Origin of the sequence: Methylocystis sp. JAN1, assembly GCF_052186135.1 — a bacterium.
Classification (GTDB): domain Bacteria; phylum Pseudomonadota; class Alphaproteobacteria; order Rhizobiales; family Beijerinckiaceae; genus Methylocystis.
Genome location: NZ_CP181499.1, coordinates 707,393 through 725,670 on the forward strand (window position 1 = coordinate 707,393; position 18,278 = coordinate 725,670).

Here is an 18,278-nt window from a genome sequence, read left to right on the forward strand (position 1 = left end):
CCATTCTGTCGCAAGACCGCTAGCACAATGCGCCTGACGATTTGCGAACGGGGACGGAAATGACGCGGCGTCGTAAACTGCTCTTTTACACACACGCGCTCGCGGGCGGCGGCGCCGAACGCGTTTTCGCGCGCCTCGCCTCCGGATTCAGCGCCCGCGGCGACCGGGTGACCTTCGCCGTCGATTTCGAGGCGCAGGAAAATCGCGGCCTTTTGACGCCTGACGTCGATCTCGTCGTTCTGCCGCGCGGACACGGACCCGCTGTGGCCGGACTCGCGAAAATTCTCGGACAAGAGCGGTTCGACGCCAGCCTCTCCGCGATCAGCGTGTCCAACTTGAAGCACGCCGCCGCCGCTGCGCTGGCCGGGCGCCTCGGGCGCGCGGTCATCAGCTATCACGGCTTCTATGAAAGCGAGGCCGCGTGGCTGAGCAATATCGGCTACCGCCTCACGCCGCTTCTCTCCCGCGCCGTCGGCGCCACGGTCGCCGTATCGAACGCCCTGCGGGACGACCTCGTAAAGCGCTTTTTCGTCCCCGAAACGCGGATCCGCACAATCTACAATCCAGCCGCGCCGGAGCCTTTCCCCGCGGGGGCGACCGCGGAGGATCTCGCTTCGCGGGCGCCGATTGCGCTCGCAATGGGACGTCTTGTTCCCGACAAGGATTTCATGACCTTGATTCGCGCGTTTGCGCGCATCGAACGCCCCGAGGCGCGGCTCGTCATTCTGGGGGAGGGGCCCGAGCGCGTCCGGCTCGAATCCGAAGCGCGGGAGCTCGGCGTCGCGGAGCGCGTCACCTTGCCGGGCTTCGTCTCCGACATCGACCGCGAACTCGCGCAGGCCAAATGTCTCGTCATCTCCTCCCGTCGTGAAACCTTCGGCCTTTCCTGCGTGGAGGCGCTCGCCTACGGGCTCCCCGTCATCGTGACGGATTGCGGGGGGCCCGCGGAAGCGCTCGGCCCCGCGGCGGACGCGCCTCCCATTCGCGTCGGCGACGTTGATGCGCTGGCGCGGCGGATTGATGCGGCGTTGACCGATCCCGGCGACCCCGCCGCCCGCCAAGGCCGCGCCCAAGTCTTCTCGCTGGATGCGGCGCTCGACGCCTATGACGCGGTGCTGAGAGAGATCGTGGAGGAAAAAAAAACGTTCAGGAGGGAGCTAACCAATTCGTAAGCATAACTCGTCCATTCTGTTGGAAATTAAGATTCTGGAAGGCTTCGCGCGCATGGGCTGGAAATCGGGGAGAGGGACGGTTGCGGTTCCGTGCGCGCCGCGCCAGCGTCTCGCGGCGACGCCGGGGCCCGGAAAGAGGGACGCCGGACCATGACCGTGGTCGATCGCGCCCCGGCCGCTGGCCTTGCGAGACCCGCCCGAGGGCGCATGGATCTCGACATGGGCGACTTTTATCGCGCCCTCGCGTCGCGCTGGCGGCTGCTCCCCCTTTGCCTCGCGCTGACCTTCGCCCTCGCCGGCGCCTATATTCTCTTCACGCCGGCGCGTTATGCCGCCTCCATGTCGTTCCTGGTCGACACGAGGGAGCGCCCGCCCGTCGGCTCCGACGCCACGCCGGTCCCGCAAAGCCCGGACGCGGCTCTCGTCGAGAACCAGATGCGGCTCTTGCAATCCAATACGGTGCTCAAGCGCGTCGTCGAGGCCGAGCATTTGCGCGACGACCCGGAATTCAACGAGCCGGGCCTGTTCGGACGCCTCAAAAATTTCATTTTCCAGAAAGCGCGAACCGGTCCGACAGAAATCCAGCTGGCCGAGGCGCTTGCGCGAATGGTCACGGTCAAGCGCAGCGACAAGAGCTACGTGATCGATCTCGAAGTTCGCGCGTCGTCGACGGACAAGGCCGAGCGCTTGGCGAAAGCCCTCGCCAAGGCGTTCATGGACGCGAATAACGAGATGCGCGATTCGATCTCCGATCAGGAGACGAAATGGCTTGACCAGAAAATCGACGAACTGCGCCGCCGTCTCGAGGCGGCGGAAGCGCGCGTCCAGGAGTTTCGCGCGCAAAACGCCATCGTCGTCACCGACGGACTGACGCCGCCCGAAGACCAGCTTAAGGACGCGAACGCGACGCTCGTCAATGCGCGCGGAAAACGCGCTGAAGCCGAAGCGCGTTATGAGCAATTCCTCGCAGCGACGCGCGGCGGGACGGCGGAAACGCTACGCTCGCCGCTCATGGAGCGGCTGCGCGTCGAATATGCGGCTTTGCTCCGCGAAGCGGCGCAGCAGCAGATGATGATCGGGCCGCGGCATCCCTCCGCCATCGCCCTGCAATCGCAGATTGCCGCGCAGCGCGCGCAGATCGAGCGCGAGACTCGCAACATGAAAGAGACCCAGCGCCGCGAGCTCGAAGCCGCGCGCGAGGTCGAGCGCGACGCCGAGGCGCATGTCGTCAAGCTCAAGAAAGCCATCACCGATTCCGGCGGCCGGCGCATCGAGCTCAATGAGCTCGAGCGCAAGGCGGAATCGCTGCGCGACAATTACCAGAAGGCGCTCGCCGCGCGCGAAAGCACGCGGCGCGAAATCGTGACGTCGCCTAATCCGATCCTGATCAATCAACCGGTCGCCCAGGCCGGCCGCGTCAGTCCCAAAACGGCGCCCGCGATCCTCATCGCCCTCGCCGGCGGCGTCAATCTCTGGATTGTCGCCGCGCTGGTCGCGGAATATCTCGTCCGTCGCGGCGGCGACGCCTCGCCGGTCGCGCCCAAACCCTCGCGCGTCGGCGCCGCCGATCGGCCCTCCGGCGAGGAATTTTCGTTGCCCGGTTTCGGTCGTTCCGCCGCGGCGCAAGCCGGCGGCGAGCGGCGAAGCGAGGCGATGATCGAGCGCGTCGTCGACATCATGGAAACCCCGGCCGCGCCTTATCGCCGCGCGGTGCTGCGTCTTTACAGGATGCTTTGCGACGACCTCCCCAAGGAGCCGGCGCCGGTTGTCGCCGTCGGCGGGCGGGAGCCGGGCGTCGGCGCCACGTCGCTGACGCTCTCGCTCGCGCTGCTGGCCTGCGAAACCGGCGCGCGCGTCCTGATTGTCGAAGCCTCCGATCGCCAAGCCCTGGCGCGGCTCTTGCCCCATCTGAAGCTCGTTGGCCGGGGCGACGACGAATCGGCGGAAATCTTCCTTTGCCGGCGCGACCCGAAAAGCGGCGGCCGCATTTATCTCTGCGGAGATGGCGGGCCGCCGAGCGCAAAGCGCTGGCTCGACGAGCGTTTCGACTTGGTTCTCTTCGATTACGGCGCGTCGGGCGCGCCTGCGGCCGGCATGGCGATCGACGCGGTCCTCCATATCGAAGGCTTTCGGGACGGCGGGCCGCATGGGCGGCTGATCGCGATCGACGACAGTAAGCGGCCGCGCGCCGGGCTCCAGCAAGAACAAGCGGCGGCGGGATGACCCGGGCCTTGGCGAGCCCGAGCGCCGGAAACGCGCCCTTATTGGCCGCCCGCCTATTGATGCTCGCGGTGATTCTGCTTTTCACGGTGTCGCCAATGGCGCTCAGCTTCGTGGGCGTCAAATACGATCTGCCGGAAGGGCCGTTCTGGCAAAAACTGCATCCCTGCACGCTTGTGGCGATGCTCGCCATGCTCGTGGACATCGTGGCGCGCCCGCACCCCTTGCGGCGACTTGAACAGATCGCGACGCGCTTTCCGGGGGCGATGTATTTCATCGCAACATGGATTTTGCTGATCGTTCACGGCCTGCTCAACCAGCAGGCCCAGTTCACGGCGCTCATCGAGCCTTATGCGCTGTCCCTCGTCGCGCTCTTCATGGTCGATCAGATTGGCGACGAGAGGCGCAATTTCTTGCGCCTCTTCCTTCATGGCGCGATTCTCGCAAACGCCCTCGTCGGCATCGTCGAGTTCGTCTCGCATGCGCGCCTTTTCCCTTACGTGATCGGCGGCGTTGAGGTCGACGGCGATTATCGATCGACGGCGCTGCTCGGCCATCCATTGCTGAACGCCAGCACCACGGGCGCTTATATTCTCTGTCTCGTCATGGGCGGCGACAACCGACTGTCCACGGTCTGGCGGGTGTCAGCCTTGCTGGCGTCGGCCTTCGGCATGATCGCCTTTGGCGGGCGCACGGCCATAGCGGCGTCTTCCCTCATCATCGTTCTGATCGCCCTCAAGAATGTCGCGGCGATTCTGCTCGGCGCGCGCGTCGACATCCGTCGCGTTCTGGCGGCGCTCGTGATCGCGCCGCTGCTCCTTGGCGGCGTGGCGGGCGCGGCGCAGGCGGGAGCCTTCGACGCTTTCGTCGCCCGTTATGTCGACGATAACGGTTCGGGCGAGGCGCGCCTGATCGCTCTCGAGCTCTTCAATATGTTCGATTTGGGCGATTTGCTCATCGGACCGCGCCCCGACCTCGTGAATTCCGGATTGAAGCTGCTCGGCATCGAGATCGGCATCGAGAACAACTGGCTGGCAATGTTGTTTCAATACGGCGCCTGGATGGAGGCGTTTTTCACGGTCGCGCTCTTTGCGCTGTTCTTCGAATTCTGGCGCCGCGGACGGCCGGGCGTCACCCTGCTCTTCGCTTATTTCATCGCCGTCATCAGCTCCGCCATCGGCCTCGCCGCCAAGACGCTGATCTTCGCCCAATTTTCAATATTGCTTCTGGTTCTGTTCGCGCGCGACGAGGGGCCGCGCCCTCGAATTAATGGTTAATCTGCTTTGGGCCGCGCCAATAATGAAATCGTCTCATATCCATTGAATAAAGCCCATATTCGAGCGCACCTATAGAAACGGAAGTCGCGATGATGTCCGGCGAGAACTGCAAGAGAAGAGACTTTTCACGCCGCGACCTTTGCAAGGGGCTGATCGGCGGATTGGCCTTCGCGCCGTCGCGCGCCTTCGCCGAAAAAATGTGTCGCGACGCAACGCCCGCAACCCCCTATGCGCAAATCGGCAAGATCCCCCTGGGCGAGATTGACCCCTACATATTATGGGGCGCGCACATCGAAGGCGAAACGATTTACGATCAGGCCTTTCTGGAAGCGCTTGGGCGCGAAAAGCCGCGTGTGATCGCCATCGGCAGCAGCCTGAAATATGGGAGCCTGCATCCCCTGTCGCTCGCCTGCGAACGTGAGGCGGATGGGAAGAAGTATTCGACATGGACGGAGGTGGACGACATCGTCAACGTCGCGCGCCGCTTCGACGCGAAAGTCCGCGGCGACGCGTTGATCTGGAATGACTGGCTGCCGGATTGGATCCGGCAGCTCGCGAAAGGCCGCAGGAAGAACTGGCGCGCGCAGTTGCAGGAAGCTTTCGAGAGGCATTTCGCCGACGTGTTCTCGCATTTTGACGCGTTCGACCGCGAAAAAGACGGCCCGATCATGCCATGGTGCGGGCTCGTCAATGAGCCGATCGAGCCCTGGAGCCTCGGCAGCGGCGGCAGCCCCTGGCGCACAGGCCCCTGGCTCTCAGCCTTCGACGCCATGCCCGACGGGACGCCGGGCTACATCCATAAGGCGTTCGAGTTCGGCGAGAAATATGGCGGCCCAACGAGAACCGAATTTTATCTCAATGAAGCCAACTGCGAGAGCGACCGCTTTGGCCGTGCGATGCGGCCCGCATTGCTGAAGCTCCTCGAAGGGTTGATGCGCGCCGGGCGCAAGATCGACGCCGTCGGCCTCGAAGCGCATCTGATGCCGCAATGGATGGACGACCCGCGCAAGCCGGACTGGAAACCCTTCAAGCAGTTCCTGGGCGATATCGGCGCGCTGGGACTGAAAGTTTATATCACCGAACTCGACGTCAACGACTGCATGATCGAAGACATTGCCGAGCGGGACAAGCTCGTCGCCGACTATACATATGGCTTCGTTTCGACCGCGCTCTCCTGCAACGCGGTGAAGATGGTCACGAATTGGGATTTCTCCGACAATTATTCCTGGTATCGCGGCGACTCGTCGTCCGAGGCGACTTTTCCCACGCTCGGGCGATGGGCCAATTGCGGGCCGCGCTGGGCCTGTCCGCGTCCGACGATCTATGACCAGAACCTGCTGCCGAAGGCTTCGCGCGACGCGCTGGCGCGAGCCTTCGCGCGGGAGCGTTGAGCCGCCGGCCGATTTGCGCCCGGTTGCGTGGGCGAGATCTGCGCGCCGGGGGCGGCCGCCATTGCCCGATTAAAGCGTATCTCCGACGCTAACGGCTTGTTCGTCGAGCGCCGCCGATTTGAAGAGGGCGTGGACGCGCGAGCCGACCGCCAACGAAAGGTCTTCCAACGCGCCCCTCGTGACGGTTGCAAGCAGGTGGCTGTTCGCCGCGAGCTCCACTTCCACAGTCGCCAGCGGTCCGTCCAGCTTGATCTTTGCGACCCTGCCCGTGAGCACGCTTCGCATGCTGATTTCCGCCGGCCGCGTAAGCGACAAGACGACATCCGTCGCCTTGACGATGACGCGTGCGGGCGCGCCCGGAGCGCCGACGGCGCCCGCGACCCAGATCGTGCCGGCCGGATGATCCAGGGCCGCAAGTCCGTGAGAAGCGGATCGATCGGCGAAACGCGCTTCGAGAACCGAGCACAGATCGAATCGGTCCGTGGCCGAGGCGGTTGCGAGCCGGCTGAAAGCCGTGGCCGGATCGCCGATGAATTTCACATGCCCGGATTCGATGACGACGACGCAATGCGCGAGGCGAACCACTTCCTCCACGGCATGCGACACATACACGATCGGCACCTGGAATTCGTCACGCACGCGTTCGATCAGCGGCATGATTTCGAGCTTGCGCGGCATGTCGAGCGCGGCGAGCGGCTCGTCGAATAGAAGCAGCCTGGGGCAGGACAGCAGCGCGCGGCCGATTGCGACGCGCTGGCGCTCGCCGCCGGAGAGGCGCGCTGGCGGGCGGGAGAGGAGCGCGCCGACGCCAAGCGTTTCGACGACGGCGTCGAAATCGATCTTCGGGGCGTCGCGGGGTGCGAACCAGCGGCCGTAGAGCAGGTTCTGCTTGACGCTCAGATGGGGAAACAGATTCGAGTCCTGAAAAACGAGGCCGATGCGACGCCGGGAAACGGGGACGAACACGCCGGCCTCGGTGTCGACCAGGGCTTCGCCGTCGAGTCGGACATATCCGGCGTCAGGCCGCCTCAGGCCGGCAATAACGCTGAGGGTGAGGGATTTCCCCGAGCCTGATTGGCCGAAAAGCGCCGTCACGCCGCCGTCGTTACGGAAAGCCACATTGAGAGAGAAGGCGCCGAGGGCGAGTTGGAAATCGACCTCGATCATTCCACGTTCCCCAGGCGCTTTTCCGCCCGCCACTGAACGACCTCGGAAGCGACGAGCGCGGAAAGCGCGATGAAGACCGCGACGAGCGTCAACCGCATGGCGTTCTCGTCGCCGCCGGGCGTCTGCGTGTAGCTGTAGATCGCCGCCGAAATCGTCTGAGTCTCTCCCGGAATATTCGAGACGAAGGTGATCGTCGCGCCAAATTCGCCGAGCGCCTTCGCGAAGGCGAGGATCGCGCCCACGATGACCCCCGGCGTGGCGAGGGGAAGGGTAATCATTGAAAAGGTCCAGAGCCGGCTCGCGCCCAGCGTCTCGGAAGCGAGTTCGAGCCGCCGATCGATGGACTCGAAGGAAAGACGCATCGCGCGCACCATGAGGGGGAATCCCATGACCGCGCAGGCCACGGCGGCGCCCGTCCAGCGAAAGGAGAAGACAATCCCGATCTCGGCGAGAGAGGCGCCGAGCAATCCCTTGCGGCCCAGAAGGAGCAGCAGCATGAAGCCTGTCACCACGGGCGGCAGGATCAGCGGGAGATGAATGAGCCCGTTGAGGAGCATCTTGCCCGGGAATTGCCACCGAGCGAGCGCGTAGGCCGTCAAGATTCCGAGCGGCAGGCTTGCGAAAGTGGCGACGGTGGCGATTTTCAGCGAAAGCCAGATCGCGGTCCATTCAGCCGTCGAGAGATCAATCAGCGCCGCCGGACTCAGGTCGAGCATCCGGCTCTCCACACTGACGTCGGCGGCCGCCGGTTCTTACGCGGAGAGAACCGAGAAAGCCTTCCGCGGGAGTTTTTCCGGGCGTGGCGAAGATGGCGGGGAGGGCCGCTGCGGCCCGGAAGCGGAGACGGGGGAGCCCAGGGGAGCATCTGCGCCTTTTTCAGTGACGGCCGGGACGATGGTCGCCTCCCAGCTAACGCTAAGCAATTTAGCGCTATATACTAGGAAAATACAATAGATCCGGCCAGGCAAGATGTAGAGCCGGCCTCTTTCTGGAGGCGGGCGGCGTGATCCGCCCGCGGCCGCGAGGCTGAGGAATGGGCGACGACGCGCGCGGGCGCGCGAACGCCTCCTTTTGACTTTTGCCGGAATATAGCAAAATTGGCGTCACCGCGAATTGGACGCCCGGAATGCCGCCGAGAAAGATTGACGCCTTGCTGGCCCTACGGAGCGACGGAAAGCTTCTCATCGGGCGCGACCGCATCAAGGTCCTTGAAGCCGTCGCGGAGCACAAGAGCATATCCAAAGCCGCCAAGGCGGTCGGCTTCAGCTACAAGGCGGCCTGGGACGCTGTCAGCGCGATCAATAATCTGCTCCCCAGCCCGGCCTTCGTCACCAAAGCGGGCGGCAAGAGCGGCGGCGGCGCCGAAGTGACGGCGGAAGGCCTCAAGCTCATCGAGACCTTCCATAAGCTCGAAGACCGCTTGTCCCAGTTTTCGTCGATGATCGCGAAAGAAGGACTCGAGGGGCAGGACGACCTTTTGTTGTGGAGCCTCGGCCTTCGCATCTCGGCCCGCAACGTGTTTCGCGCCGACGTCGTATCCGTGAAGAAATGGCCGGTCGACGTGGAGATCGCCCTCAAAATTTCGGGCGAGCACACAATTCACTCCATTATCACCAACGAAGCCGCGACGGAGCTTGATCTCAGGCCCGGCCGCAAGGCGATCGCGCTGGTCAAGTCGTCCTTCGTCACGCTCGCTTCAGGAGATCGGCCGCCGAGCGATCCCCGCAACCTGTTTTCCGGCGTCGTCACGCGGCGAACCGACGCCGAGCGCAACAGCGAATTGCTGATGGATATCGGCTCCGGCAAGACGATGACGGCGGTCCTTCCCCGAAGGGACGTGGAGGCCAGGCGCATCGTCGAGGGAAGCGAGGTCACGGCGCAATTCGCGCCGGAAGACGTGATTCTGGCGGCGGACTGACGGATCCGCAGCCGGCAAGGCAAAAGCGGGCGACCAACGCGCCGCCGCCCGCCGCCTCGTCAGGAAAGGCCCGCCCCGCCGGGAGGCGGCTCAGTCTGCTCTCGCGTCGCCTGCGCGCCGGTGTGGACGATCGTCCCGACATGCTCGCCGCGCAGCGCGGCGGTCAGCCTCCCGGGGGCGAGTCCGTTGACGATCTGCACCCTTTCGAGGTGACGCGCCGTGGCCATCACGTCGAGAAGCGCGCGGTCGAAGGGCAGCGGGCCGTCGGATTTTGCGAGATCGGAGAAGTCCGCCTCGGGGATAAACTGCGCCTTGTCGCCCTCGGGACCCTTGGGATCGGCGGTATAGACCCCGTCCACGTCCTCCACGATGGTGAGCCCGGCCGCCCCCAGCGCGTCGGCCACAAGGAAGGCGCCCGTGTCGGCCCGATGCGGCGGAATGCGCGACGTCGGAAACTCGTGGTGGTGATAGGGCGGGAAGGCGCTCCCCACCACGGCGCGGGCCGCGGAAAGGTGGATCGCCAACTGGCTGGCGATCGTGGGATGCTCGATATAGGAGACGCCCTCCGGCGCAAGCAGAGAGGCGAGGATGTGGCCGTTCTGGCCAGCCTCGCTCGCCGCGAGCGGCGCAAGCGATCCCACGGGCAGGCCGAGATCCAGGCCGACGCCGTAGAGGTGGCGCGCGCGGACGCCGGCCCCGGTTAGAATAAGCATACGGTGCTCGGGCAGGAGCTTCCGCAGCTCATCCACGATGGGCAGGATCGCCTCCGCGCCCCGGTCCATGATGGAGCGCCCGCCGATCTTCACGACCTGCAGCCAGGGGAGAAGGCGGATGGGACGCCGCCCGGCGACCGGCCGGGTGAGGTCGATGTCGAGAAGGGTCTGGCGCGCGAGCGGCGAGGCGACATGCTTGATGCTGTTGACGGGATCGGTCATGGCCGTGGATCTTTTAACTCGCGGTGATGATGGTGCCGACATGCTCGCCGGCGAGCGCGCGGGTCAGGTTGCCCGGAACGAGGCCGTTGACGACCTGCGCCTCGCGCACGTGGCGCGCCGCCTTGAGCAGGTCCAGCAGCGGGAATTCCAGAATCGAGTCGTGCAGCCCCTGCGCCTTCATCTCGTCCACCGAGATCTTCGGGATGAATTTGGCGTCGTTCGCGGTTTTCGGATTCGCGGTGTAGAGGCCTTTTTCGTCCTTCACAAAGATCATGGCCTTGCAGCCGAACTGCTCCGCGAGGAGGAAGCATCCGGCGTCGGTGCGGTAGGGCGGGATCACGCCCTCGGCGGCGGGACGCATCCAAAGATTGTAGGGCGGCATGCCGCTGAACACGACCGCGTTCACTTCGGCGAGATAGAGCGGCACCGCCGAAAGCCCCGCGCCGCTGACCGCCGAGACGCCGTGCTTGGCGAGGAGCTGACCGAGCATCGCGGCGTTCTGATCGGCGACGGAGGCGCCGAGCTGCGAGAGCACGCCGGCCGGCAGGCCGACCCCGGCGGCGATCGAGTAGAGATGCCGGGCCCTTGTGCCGGCGCCGGTCCCGATCAGGAGTTGATGGTCCTTTCGCGCCGCGACGATCTCCTCCACGAGCGGATAAAGGGCGGCGCGGCCTCGGTCGATGATGCTTTGCCCGCCGATCTTGATCACTGTCGCGTCCGGCAAAATGCGGAAATCCGCCGCCGCCTCCGCCGCCGCCAAAAGCTGCGCGTCGGTGAGAGACCGTTGCATGAGGAGCGCTTCGAGCTCCGCCGTCATGTTCGCCATGGGGCGCCTTTCGTCTTTCCTAAGCGTCCGGGGACCAGCCTGTTCCTGAGCCTTGCAAAACGCGACCCCGATCCGTTGTTCCTGAGGCAAGCCGCAAATTAAGCTTCCGTCCAGCTTTCGCAATATGCGAAAAATACGCAGGCTTTTCACGGTTTGACGGAATTTTTGAAATCTCGGCCGCCGCGACGCAAGTATCGGGCCGTCCCTTCCGCTCGGAAGACTGCCCTCAAAGCCGGACGGCGGCCATCTGGCCCCTGCGCTGGCCCAATCCCCGACAATGGACTAAAAGCGACAAAAATCGGAAAGCGGCGGCAGCCGCCGCCGGCGAATCAAGAGCGAAAACGCCCAACGATGGCCGCCAGAGCGCGGGACAACATCGTCAATTTGACAGGGAGAAGACATGAAAACCGATACGCGAAACCTCCTCGCCACGACGGCGATTATCTGGCTCGCCGGCGGGGCCGCGTATTTCGTGGGCAATTCCGCCACCGAGACGGGGAAGCCCGCGACGCATGAAAGCGCCGCGTCCGGCGAGGCTGCGCCGCCCAAGGCCGCCGCCGAGCCGGCGCCGGCGACTCCGGTGGCCGAGACGGTCGCCGCGACGCCCGCCGCCGTGGCCGAGCCCGCCAGTTCGGCCCCTGCGCCGGCGAATGCTGACGACGAGTTGCTTTCTTTACAGAAGGACCCGAAGCAGTGGGCGTTGCCGACGGGGGATTACTGGAACCTGCGTCATTCGGGGCTGAAGCAGATTACGTCGGAGAATGTCGGCAAGCTTGCTCCGGCGTGGCAGTTTTCGACGGGCGTGTTGCGCGGGCATGAAGGCGCGCCGCTGGTTCTCAACAATGTGCAGGTGACGGATTCGTCCGGCAAGACGCTGACGACGGACGTGATGTATCTTCACACGCCGTTCCCGAACATTGTCTACGCGCTGGACGCGAAGGACCCGGCGCATCAGATCCTCTGGAAATATGAGCCCAAGCAGGACCCGTCGGTGGTTCCGGTGATGTGCTGCGACACGGTCAATCGCGGCCTGGCTTATGGCGACGGCAAGATCTTCCTGTCGCAGGCGGACACGACGCTGATCGCGCTGGACGCGAAGACCGGCAAGCTGGTCTGGTCGGTGAAGAACGGCGATCCGTCGAAGGGCCAGACGTCGACGGCGGCGCCGCATGTGTTCAAGGACAAGGTGCTGGTTGGCATCGCCGGCGGCGAGTTCGGCGTGCGCGGCCACATCACGGCCTATTCGGTCAAGGACGGCAAGCAGGTGTGGCGCGGCTATTCGATGGGCCCGGACGCCGACACGCTGATCGAGCCGGGCAAGACGACGCATCTTGGCAAGCCGGTCGAGAAGGATTCGGGGATCACGACGTGGGAAGGCAATCAGTGGGAGACGGGCGGCGGCACGACCTGGGGCTGGTATAGCTACGATCCGGAGCTGAACCAGATCTTCTACGGCTCGGGCAACCCCTCGACCTGGAACCCCAATCAGCGTCCGGGCGACAATCGCTGGTCGATGACGCTGTGGTCGCGCGACCTCGACACCGGCAAGGTGAAGTGGGTCTATCAGATGACGCCCCATGACGAATGGGACTATGACGGCATCAACGAGGTGATACTCGCCGACCAGAACATTGGCGGCAAGACGGTGAAGACCGCCGTTCACTTCGACCGCAACGGCTTCGCCTATACGCTGGACCGCACCAATGGCGAGCTGCTGGTGGCGGAGAAATACGATCCGGCGGTGAACTGGGCGACGAAGGTGGATCTGGACAAGTCGTCCAAGACCTATGGGCGCCCGCTGGTGGTCGACAAATATTCGACGCAGCACAATGGCGAGGACGCGAACACGCAGAACGTCTGCCCGGCGGCGCTGGGGTCGAAGGACGAGCAGCCGGCGTCCTACGATGCGGCGACGGGGCTGTTCCTGGTTCCGACGAACCATGTCTGCATGGACTATGAGCCGTTCCGCGTGAGCTACACGGCGGGCCAGCCCTATGTCGGCGCGACGCTGGAAATGTTCCCGGCCGGGAAGGTGCTGGGCGACGGGACGAACCACACGGGCAACTTCATCGCCTGGGACGCGAAGACGGGCAAGATCGTCTGGTCGAACAAGGAGCAGTTCTCGGCGTGGGGCGGCGCGGTGTCGACGGATGGCGGCGTGACCTTTTACGGGACGCTTGAGGGCTATCTGAAGGCGGTGGACACGAAGACGGGCAAGGAGCTTTACAAGTATAAGACGCCGTCGGGCATCATCGGCAATGTGATGACCTATGAATCGGGCGGCAAGCAGTATGTGGCGGTTCTGTCGGGCGTCGGCGGCTGGGCGGGCATCGGCCTGGCGGCGGGCCTGTCGAAGTCGAACGAAGGCCTCGGCGCGGTGGGCAACTACGCCTCGCTCGCCAACTACACCGCCCTCGGCGGCGTGCTGACCGTCTTCGCCCTGCCCAACTAAGCAGGACGTAAACGTCGCACATCAAAATACTGGCGCTCGGCGTTCCACCAATTTAAAGGTGACGCCGGGCGCCGTTTCCTTTGGGCTGCGACGCGCGAAAAGCCCGCGCATCTGTTCCTCGCGCATTGCGAAGGGCGGCCCAGTCCAGCAGAAACAAAGACGGCGCACGGGTGTTATTTCTCCGCCCAACGGAGGAAAATCCATGCACGCACAAGAGATCATCGGCGCTCACCCCGACGTGAGGGGCCAAGTCAATGGCGCTCTCATCCATTGTATCGAGGAATGTTACGACTGCGGCCAGACCTGCATCTCCTGTGCGGATGCGTGCATCGTAGAGGTCGACGTCGCCGAGCTCAGGCAATGCATTCGGCTAAACCTCGATTGTTCAGACCTGTGTTTTGCAACCGGGTCGATCGCGACGCGACGCACAGGCTCGAATGAGGAACTCATCCGGTCGACGCTGGAAAGCTGCGCCATCGCATGCCGCCTTTGCGCTGAAGAGTGCGAAAAGCACGCCGCTCGCCACGAGCATTGTCGAGTCTGCGCCGAGGCCTGTCGCCGCTGCGAAGAGGCTTGCGAAGGCGCAATTCGCACGATCGGGTTTGGGCATTAGTCACGCTGCGTTTAGGCCGCGCCTAAACGCAGACGACGTTACTGACTCTGAAGGTCCAGAGCGCGCCTTTGCGAAAAACCGGCGCCCGCTTTTCGCAGCGCGCTCTCAGCCAAGCAGGCTTGCCTATCGCGCGCCGCAACCACACATCCGCGAATCCAACTCAAGCAATTTACGGCGCCAGCAATTTACGGCGCCGCCGGCGCGCGCCGGCTACTGCTTCGGCGGGGCGGCGGCGCTTGCCTGCGCTTGTCGCAAATGCCGATAGACGGAGGGCAGCATATCGGCGGCGAGGCCTTTCAGTTCCGAATTGAGGCCGGACCCGATTTCATAAGCAAGCAATTGCGCGGCCGCCTGATGTTCTGCGGTCTGTATCGCCCAATAGCGACGCTGAAAGTCCTGGCTGTTCAGCCCCTTCAGTTCCTGAAATATCGCTGCGCGCCTCCTGTCCCCGCCAATTGCTTCCGGGCGCGCCCCCAAGGCGTCGAATCGCTGGGCGGCGGCCGCGTCTCCCTTCGCCATGCGCGCGGAAAACTCCATAATGTCCGCATTGGCGCGCTTCTCGTCGGCGAGCTTGGCGAGGTCCGACTGGAAAGCGCCAGCCATCCTGGCCTCGCCGATGAAGACGCGGTCCGCGTCATTGAGCTGCGGCGCCTCCGACTTGCCTTTTTCGCTCGCCGCCGGAGGCGCGAAAGCGGGATTGGCTGGCGCGGGACCGGGCGCTTGCGCGAGCGCTGGCGACGCGAGCATGACGAAAGCGAGAGCCCAGTGACCAAGTCGCATGTCCTGTCGCATGTGTTGCCTCCACGCAAGGCGGCTAATTTCAGAGCGCGAGCATATAGGCGACCAAAGCGTCCTTCTCCTCCCGCGTCAGCTTCACGCCGAGCACGAGATTGAAGAACTCGACGGTGTCCGCGAGAGTAGGCAGACGACCGTCATGCAGATATGGCGGCGAATCCTTGACGCCTCGCAGCGTGAAGGTCTTGATCGGGCCGTCGGGCAGCATGACCAGCCCGTTCACAGTCTGACCCACGCCATAGAACCGCTCGAGCTTCAGATCGTGCATGTTGTTGTCGAGAAAGGAGAGCTGCGGTATGTGGCACTCCGCGCAGCGGCCCTTGCCCAGAAATACTTTCTCGCCCGCAAGCTCTTGCGGCGTGGCCTTGCCCGGATCCAGGCGCCCCATCGGATCGAGTTTCGGCGCGGGCGGAAAATCGATAATGTTCTGCATCTGCGCCATCATCGCGACTTGATCGGGGCGGTTCGGCAAATGAACGCCCTTGCGCTGCGCGCTGACATGATCGCCGTTGAAATAGGCTGTGCGCTGCTCGAACTCGGTGAAATCCTCGACCGAACGCAAGGACCGCTTGGAACCGTGAATCTGCTGGTTGAACAGGCCCCTCAAACTTACCGTATCCAGCCGGAAGCGCGCCGCCTGCGGGCGCACGTCCGGGGTGAGGTGGAACGCGGCGTTCGAGTGAAAATTCGAATGGCAATCGAGGCAGCTAATCCCCAGAGACTGCTCCGACACCTTTCGATCTTCGGTTTGATTGAACTCTTCCTGCGGGAAGGGCGTCAGCAGCAGCCGCAGCCCTTCCATCTGCACCGGCGTCAGAAAGCCGACCATCAGGCTATAATGATTCTTGATCGTCAATAGCTGACCGCGCGAAACGTCGCCGAGCTCCGGATGCGTCGTCAGGTAGATCGGCGGCGGAAACTCGGGCGTCATATGCGCGGGGAGATCGAAGTCGACGTCGAAGCGTTTGAGGTCCCGCTTCTCTTGTCGGCTGATCTCATCGATCTGTTCTTTGGGTATGACCTGACCGCCGGTCGCCTGCTTTGCATGCGGCAACGGCATGAAGCCAGCCGGCAGCAAGCCTTTCTGCCGGATCTCGTCGGGAGGCGTCGCAGCGAGGCTCTCCCAGGTGGCGCCTTGGGGAAGCCTGACTCGAACGCCGCCTTGAACCGGCTTGTGGCCGCCGGACATCATCACGCCTGGAACGGGTCGATCCGAAAGGTCGTAACGCTCGCGCAAGAGCGACTGTTGCCGCTGCATGACGCCCGGCTTCTGCGCTTCGTCGTCGGCCTTTACGGCGTCGAAGGGCTGCGTCGGCAGCGGTCGATAGGTTGCGTCCGGCGGAAGCGATTGCGCCAGCGCGGGAGAGAGAACAAGCGCCAGGGCGAGAGGCGAGAGCGATGCGATGGAGCGGAGCGGCATCTGAAAGCCTCCCTTCGACAGCAATTGGCCCGCCAATGGCCGATGAACTGGCGCGCGCGCTTCAGGTTTCCAGCGTCACGCAAATTGAACTGTCAGGCGCCGACCCGGGCGCCCGTCGTCACGTCGTCGAAATGGGCCCGCCTTGCGCCGCCTGGAATGTTACAAGATCCGTGACGCGGTATTTCGCGCTCTCGCCGCAGTTCGGACAAGCGGCGTCGAACAGGGCGTCGCCGGATATTTCGAGATTTCCCGTCCCGCTCGGCTCGTTCATGATTGCAAAATGGCCCCCGCAGCGAACGCAAGCGACACCGATATACCAGTGTCCGGGCACAAGCGCCGCCAGCGACGCCGCCTCGAATTCGCCCGCAAACCGAATCCCCGCAGCCATCGTGCTTCCCCGTCGCTCTACTACGGAGGTAGGGCGGGAGCCTGTCGCGGGCACGAGCGTCGCATAGACCGCGTCCCAATTTTGCGCCGCCGCAAGCGCAGCATGAGGGAGGCGGCGCTCATGGACGCGCCGTGGCCGATCCCGAGGCGCGGAGCTTCGGCTCGCTTTCTCTTGAGGCGAGACGTCGTTCGCCGGCGCGTCGCGGTCACGCCTCCCGGGGAGGCGATGGGGGTGTCGAGGCGCTGCGCAGGCGTCTTTCTCATTGGGAGCGCCCTCGACAAAACCGGCGCGATCCCTGATTATGCGATCGTCGTCCGGACGGGACGGAACTTTCATCCGGCGGGTTCCTTCGCCGCCGCGCTGCTCGGCGCGCCCATCGGCTGCGAGGCGGCCGTCGCGCGGCTCAGGATCAAAAGGCTCGCGGCTCTTTTCGATCCCTGCGCCGCCTTCACGCGGAGCTTCGCGCGTCTTATGCATGAGATGGCGCTCACGGAAAGCATTGTGGACATCGTCTGCGAGGAGGCGCGCAAGCAGGGCTTCGGAAGAGTCCGTGTGGTGCGGCTTCAGGTGGGCGCCATGGCGCATGTGGAGCCAGAGGCGTTGCGATTCTGTTTCGACGCGGTTTCACGCGGCACGGCGGCGGAAGGCGCGGCGCTGGACATTGTGAGACCTCCGGGCGAAGGTTGGTGCCTCGACTGCGGCAAGACCGTCGCGCTTCAGGAGCGTTTCGGGGCCTGCCCCGAATGCGGGGGGCGGCATGTGCAAATGACATCCGGCGACGAGCTGCGAATCGAGGAATTGGAGGTCGACTGATGTGCACCGTATGCGGCTGCGGAACGGCGACGGTGGAGGGCGAGAAGGCGCAGGGTGCGGAAAACTCCGCCGCGCACGCGCATCATGATCACCCTCACGACGACGCGCATGATCATGAGCATCATGATCGCATGCATGACGGGGGCGGCGAGGTCATTGATTTCGGCGGCGGCCTCGCCGGCGCGCATGCGCCGGGCCTGAGCCAGGAGCGCATCGTCCGCATCGAGCGCGACATCCTCTCCAAGAACGACGCCTATGCGCGCGACAATCGCGCACTTTTTGCCAAGAAGGGCGTGCTCGCGGTCAATCTGGTGTCGAGCCCCGGCTCCGGAAAGACGACGCTGCTGGTGCGCGCGATCAATGATCTAAAGGAGAAGCTCGCCGTCGCCGTCATTGAGGGCGATCAGCGGACGTCGTATGACGCCGAGCGCATCCGCGCCACGGGCGCTCCCGCGATCCAGATCAATACGGGAAAGGGCTGCCATCTCGACGCCCATATGGTCGGACATGCGCTTGAGAGCATGGAGCTGCGCAAGGGCGGCGTTCTGTTCATCGAGAATGTCGGCAATCTCGTCTGTCCGGCGGCCTTCGACCTCGGCGAGGCGCACAAGGTCGTCGTCCTGTCGGTGACGGAAGGCGAGGACAAGCCGCTCAAATATCCGGACATGTTCGCGGCCGCGGATCTCATGCTGCTGAACAAGGCTGACCTTCTCCCCCATCTTGCCTTCGATGTCGGCAAATGCCTCGCCAACGCGCTGAAGGCGAACCCGCATTTGCAGACCCTCGTCGTGTCGGCGGCGACGGGCGAGGGAATGGCGGCGCTCTATGCATGGATCGAAGCGCGCGCCGCCCTTGCCGCCTCTCGCGCAGGCGCCGCGAAGGCCGGGTGAC

At 64.4% G+C, this 18,278-nt stretch carries 16 protein-coding genes; 9 read left to right on the forward strand and 7 right to left on the reverse strand.

Annotated features, from left to right (window positions below; translation table 11 throughout):
* Positions 1 to 59: 59 nt before the first annotated feature.
* From ACNHKD_RS03310 to ACNHKD_RS03325, 4 genes are all read left to right on the forward strand, one after another.
* On the forward strand, positions 60 to 1,172 hold the full coding sequence (locus tag ACNHKD_RS03310) for a glycosyltransferase (protein WP_442755699.1): 1,113 nt from the start codon (positions 60 to 62) through the stop codon (positions 1,170 to 1,172).
* Positions 1,173 to 1,322: 150 nt separating this feature from the next.
* Positions 1,323 to 3,395: a GumC family protein gene (locus ACNHKD_RS03315; protein ID WP_442755700.1), complete on the forward strand. Its 2,073-nt coding sequence runs from the start codon at positions 1,323 to 1,325 to the stop codon at positions 3,393 to 3,395.
* Positions 3,392 to 4,669 carry a VpsF family polysaccharide biosynthesis protein gene (locus ACNHKD_RS03320; RefSeq protein WP_442755701.1) on the forward strand — a complete coding sequence of 426 codons (1,278 nt, stop codon included), beginning with the start codon at positions 3,392 to 3,394 and terminating at the stop codon, positions 4,667 to 4,669. Before ACNHKD_RS03315 ends, ACNHKD_RS03320 begins: the two co-directional genes overlap by 4 nt.
* A gap of 89 nt (positions 4,670 to 4,758) precedes the next feature.
* Positions 4,759 to 6,060 carry an endo-1,4-beta-xylanase gene (locus ACNHKD_RS03325; RefSeq protein ID WP_442755702.1) on the forward strand — a complete coding sequence of 434 codons (1,302 nt, stop codon included), beginning with the start codon at positions 4,759 to 4,761 and terminating at the stop codon, positions 6,058 to 6,060.
* Between the two features lie 69 nt (positions 6,061 to 6,129).
* Here ACNHKD_RS03325 and modC read toward each other — a convergent pair whose 3' ends face one another.
* Together modC and modB are read right to left on the reverse strand one after the other, a co-directional pair.
* Positions 6,130 to 7,227: a molybdenum ABC transporter ATP-binding protein gene (modC, locus tag ACNHKD_RS03330; RefSeq protein WP_442755703.1), complete on the reverse strand. Its 1,098-nt coding sequence runs from the start codon at positions 7,225 to 7,227 to the stop codon at positions 6,130 to 6,132.
* On the reverse strand, positions 7,224 to 7,943 hold the full coding sequence (modB, locus tag ACNHKD_RS03335) for a molybdate ABC transporter permease subunit (protein ID WP_442755704.1): 720 nt from the start codon (positions 7,941 to 7,943) through the stop codon (positions 7,224 to 7,226). The genes modC and modB overlap by 4 nt, the downstream gene beginning before the upstream one ends.
* Before the next feature lie 410 nt (positions 7,944 to 8,353).
* Here modB and ACNHKD_RS03340 point away from each other — a divergent pair, with 410 nt between their 5' ends.
* The gene (locus tag ACNHKD_RS03340; protein WP_442755705.1) at positions 8,354 to 9,145 is read left to right on the forward strand and encodes a TOBE domain-containing protein; all 792 of its coding nucleotides are present in this window, start codon (positions 8,354 to 8,356) and stop codon (positions 9,143 to 9,145) included.
* Between the two features lie 59 nt (positions 9,146 to 9,204).
* On the opposite strand, the gene ACNHKD_RS03345 is transcribed toward ACNHKD_RS03340, so the two are convergent.
* A complete protein-coding gene (locus ACNHKD_RS03345; protein ID WP_442755706.1) occupies positions 9,205 to 10,080 on the reverse strand; it encodes an amino acid kinase family protein in 876 nt (291 codons plus the stop codon).
* Positions 10,081 to 10,093: 13 nt separating this feature from the next.
* Positions 10,094 to 10,906, reverse strand: coding sequence for an amino acid kinase family protein (locus ACNHKD_RS03350; protein WP_442755707.1), 813 nt, complete (start codon positions 10,904 to 10,906; stop codon positions 10,094 to 10,096).
* Between the two features lie 400 nt (positions 10,907 to 11,306).
* On the opposite strand from ACNHKD_RS03350, the gene ACNHKD_RS03355 reads away from it, so the two are divergent.
* Together ACNHKD_RS03355 and ACNHKD_RS03360 are read left to right on the forward strand one after the other, a co-directional pair.
* Positions 11,307 to 13,358, forward strand: a complete 2,052-nt coding sequence (locus tag ACNHKD_RS03355) for a methanol/ethanol family PQQ-dependent dehydrogenase (protein ID WP_442755708.1) — start codon at positions 11,307 to 11,309, stop codon at positions 13,356 to 13,358.
* Positions 13,359 to 13,560: 202 nt separating this feature from the next.
* Positions 13,561 to 13,971, forward strand: a complete 411-nt coding sequence (locus ACNHKD_RS03360; RefSeq protein WP_442755709.1) for a four-helix bundle copper-binding protein — start codon at positions 13,561 to 13,563, stop codon at positions 13,969 to 13,971.
* Between the two features lie 210 nt (positions 13,972 to 14,181).
* Here ACNHKD_RS03360 and ACNHKD_RS03365 read toward each other — a convergent pair whose 3' ends face one another.
* The 3 genes from ACNHKD_RS03365 to ACNHKD_RS03375 form a co-directional block, all read right to left on the reverse strand.
* The gene (locus ACNHKD_RS03365) at positions 14,182 to 14,763 is read right to left on the reverse strand and encodes a DUF4142 domain-containing protein (protein ID WP_442755710.1); all 582 of its coding nucleotides are present in this window, start codon (positions 14,761 to 14,763) and stop codon (positions 14,182 to 14,184) included.
* Positions 14,764 to 14,791: 28 nt separating this feature from the next.
* The gene (locus ACNHKD_RS03370) at positions 14,792 to 16,186 is read right to left on the reverse strand and encodes a cytochrome B6 (protein ID WP_442755711.1); all 1,395 of its coding nucleotides are present in this window, start codon (positions 16,184 to 16,186) and stop codon (positions 14,792 to 14,794) included.
* A 118-nt stretch (positions 16,187 to 16,304) separates the two neighbouring features.
* Positions 16,305 to 16,574 carry a hypothetical protein gene (locus tag ACNHKD_RS03375; protein WP_442755712.1) on the reverse strand — a complete coding sequence of 90 codons (270 nt, stop codon included), beginning with the start codon at positions 16,572 to 16,574 and terminating at the stop codon, positions 16,305 to 16,307.
* Positions 16,575 to 17,045: 471 nt separating this feature from the next.
* Here ACNHKD_RS03375 and hypA point away from each other — a divergent pair, with 471 nt between their 5' ends.
* The gene (gene hypA, locus ACNHKD_RS03380; RefSeq protein WP_442756829.1) at positions 17,046 to 17,387 is read left to right on the forward strand and encodes a hydrogenase maturation nickel metallochaperone HypA; all 342 of its coding nucleotides are present in this window, start codon (positions 17,046 to 17,048) and stop codon (positions 17,385 to 17,387) included.
* A complete protein-coding gene (gene hypB, locus ACNHKD_RS03385; RefSeq protein WP_442755713.1) occupies positions 17,387 to 18,277 on the forward strand; it encodes a hydrogenase nickel incorporation protein HypB in 891 nt (296 codons plus the stop codon). The genes hypA and hypB overlap by 1 nt, the downstream gene beginning before the upstream one ends.
* Position 18,278: the final 1 nt, after the last annotated feature.

Excerpts from the sequence above, each read along its gene's own strand:
- ACNHKD_RS03355 (WP_442755708.1), top strand. The coding sequence starts at position 11,307 with ATGAAAACCGATACGCGAAACCTCCTCGCCACGACGGCGATTATCTGG.
- ACNHKD_RS03315 (WP_442755700.1), top strand. The coding sequence starts at position 1,323 with ATGACCGTGGTCGATCGCGCCCCGGCCGCTGGCCTTGCGAGACCCGCC.
- ACNHKD_RS03345 (WP_442755706.1), bottom strand. The coding sequence starts at position 10,080 with ATGACCGATCCCGTCAACAGCATCAAGCATGTCGCCTCGCCGCTCGCG.
- ACNHKD_RS03320 (WP_442755701.1), top strand. The coding sequence starts at position 3,392 with ATGACCCGGGCCTTGGCGAGCCCGAGCGCCGGAAACGCGCCCTTATTG.
- ACNHKD_RS03375 (WP_442755712.1), bottom strand. The coding sequence starts at position 16,574 with ATGGCTGCGGGGATTCGGTTTGCGGGCGAATTCGAGGCGGCGTCGCTG.
- ACNHKD_RS03350 (WP_442755707.1), bottom strand. The coding sequence starts at position 10,906 with ATGGCGAACATGACGGCGGAGCTCGAAGCGCTCCTCATGCAACGGTCT.
- modB (WP_442755704.1), bottom strand. The coding sequence starts at position 7,943 with ATGCTCGACCTGAGTCCGGCGGCGCTGATTGATCTCTCGACGGCTGAA.
- ACNHKD_RS03365 (WP_442755710.1), bottom strand. The coding sequence starts at position 14,763 with ATGCGACAGGACATGCGACTTGGTCACTGGGCTCTCGCTTTCGTCATG.
- modC (WP_442755703.1), bottom strand. The coding sequence starts at position 7,227 with ATGATCGAGGTCGATTTCCAACTCGCCCTCGGCGCCTTCTCTCTCAAT.
- ACNHKD_RS03325 (WP_442755702.1), top strand. The coding sequence starts at position 4,759 with ATGATGTCCGGCGAGAACTGCAAGAGAAGAGACTTTTCACGCCGCGAC.
- ACNHKD_RS03370 (WP_442755711.1), bottom strand. The coding sequence starts at position 16,186 with ATGCCGCTCCGCTCCATCGCATCGCTCTCGCCTCTCGCCCTGGCGCTT.
- ACNHKD_RS03340 (WP_442755705.1), top strand. The coding sequence starts at position 8,354 with ATGCCGCCGAGAAAGATTGACGCCTTGCTGGCCCTACGGAGCGACGGA.
- ACNHKD_RS03360 (WP_442755709.1), top strand. The coding sequence starts at position 13,561 with ATGCACGCACAAGAGATCATCGGCGCTCACCCCGACGTGAGGGGCCAA.
- hypA (WP_442756829.1), top strand. The coding sequence starts at position 17,046 with ATGCATGAGATGGCGCTCACGGAAAGCATTGTGGACATCGTCTGCGAG.
- hypB (WP_442755713.1), top strand. The coding sequence starts at position 17,387 with ATGTGCACCGTATGCGGCTGCGGAACGGCGACGGTGGAGGGCGAGAAG.
- ACNHKD_RS03310 (WP_442755699.1), top strand. The coding sequence starts at position 60 with ATGACGCGGCGTCGTAAACTGCTCTTTTACACACACGCGCTCGCGGGC.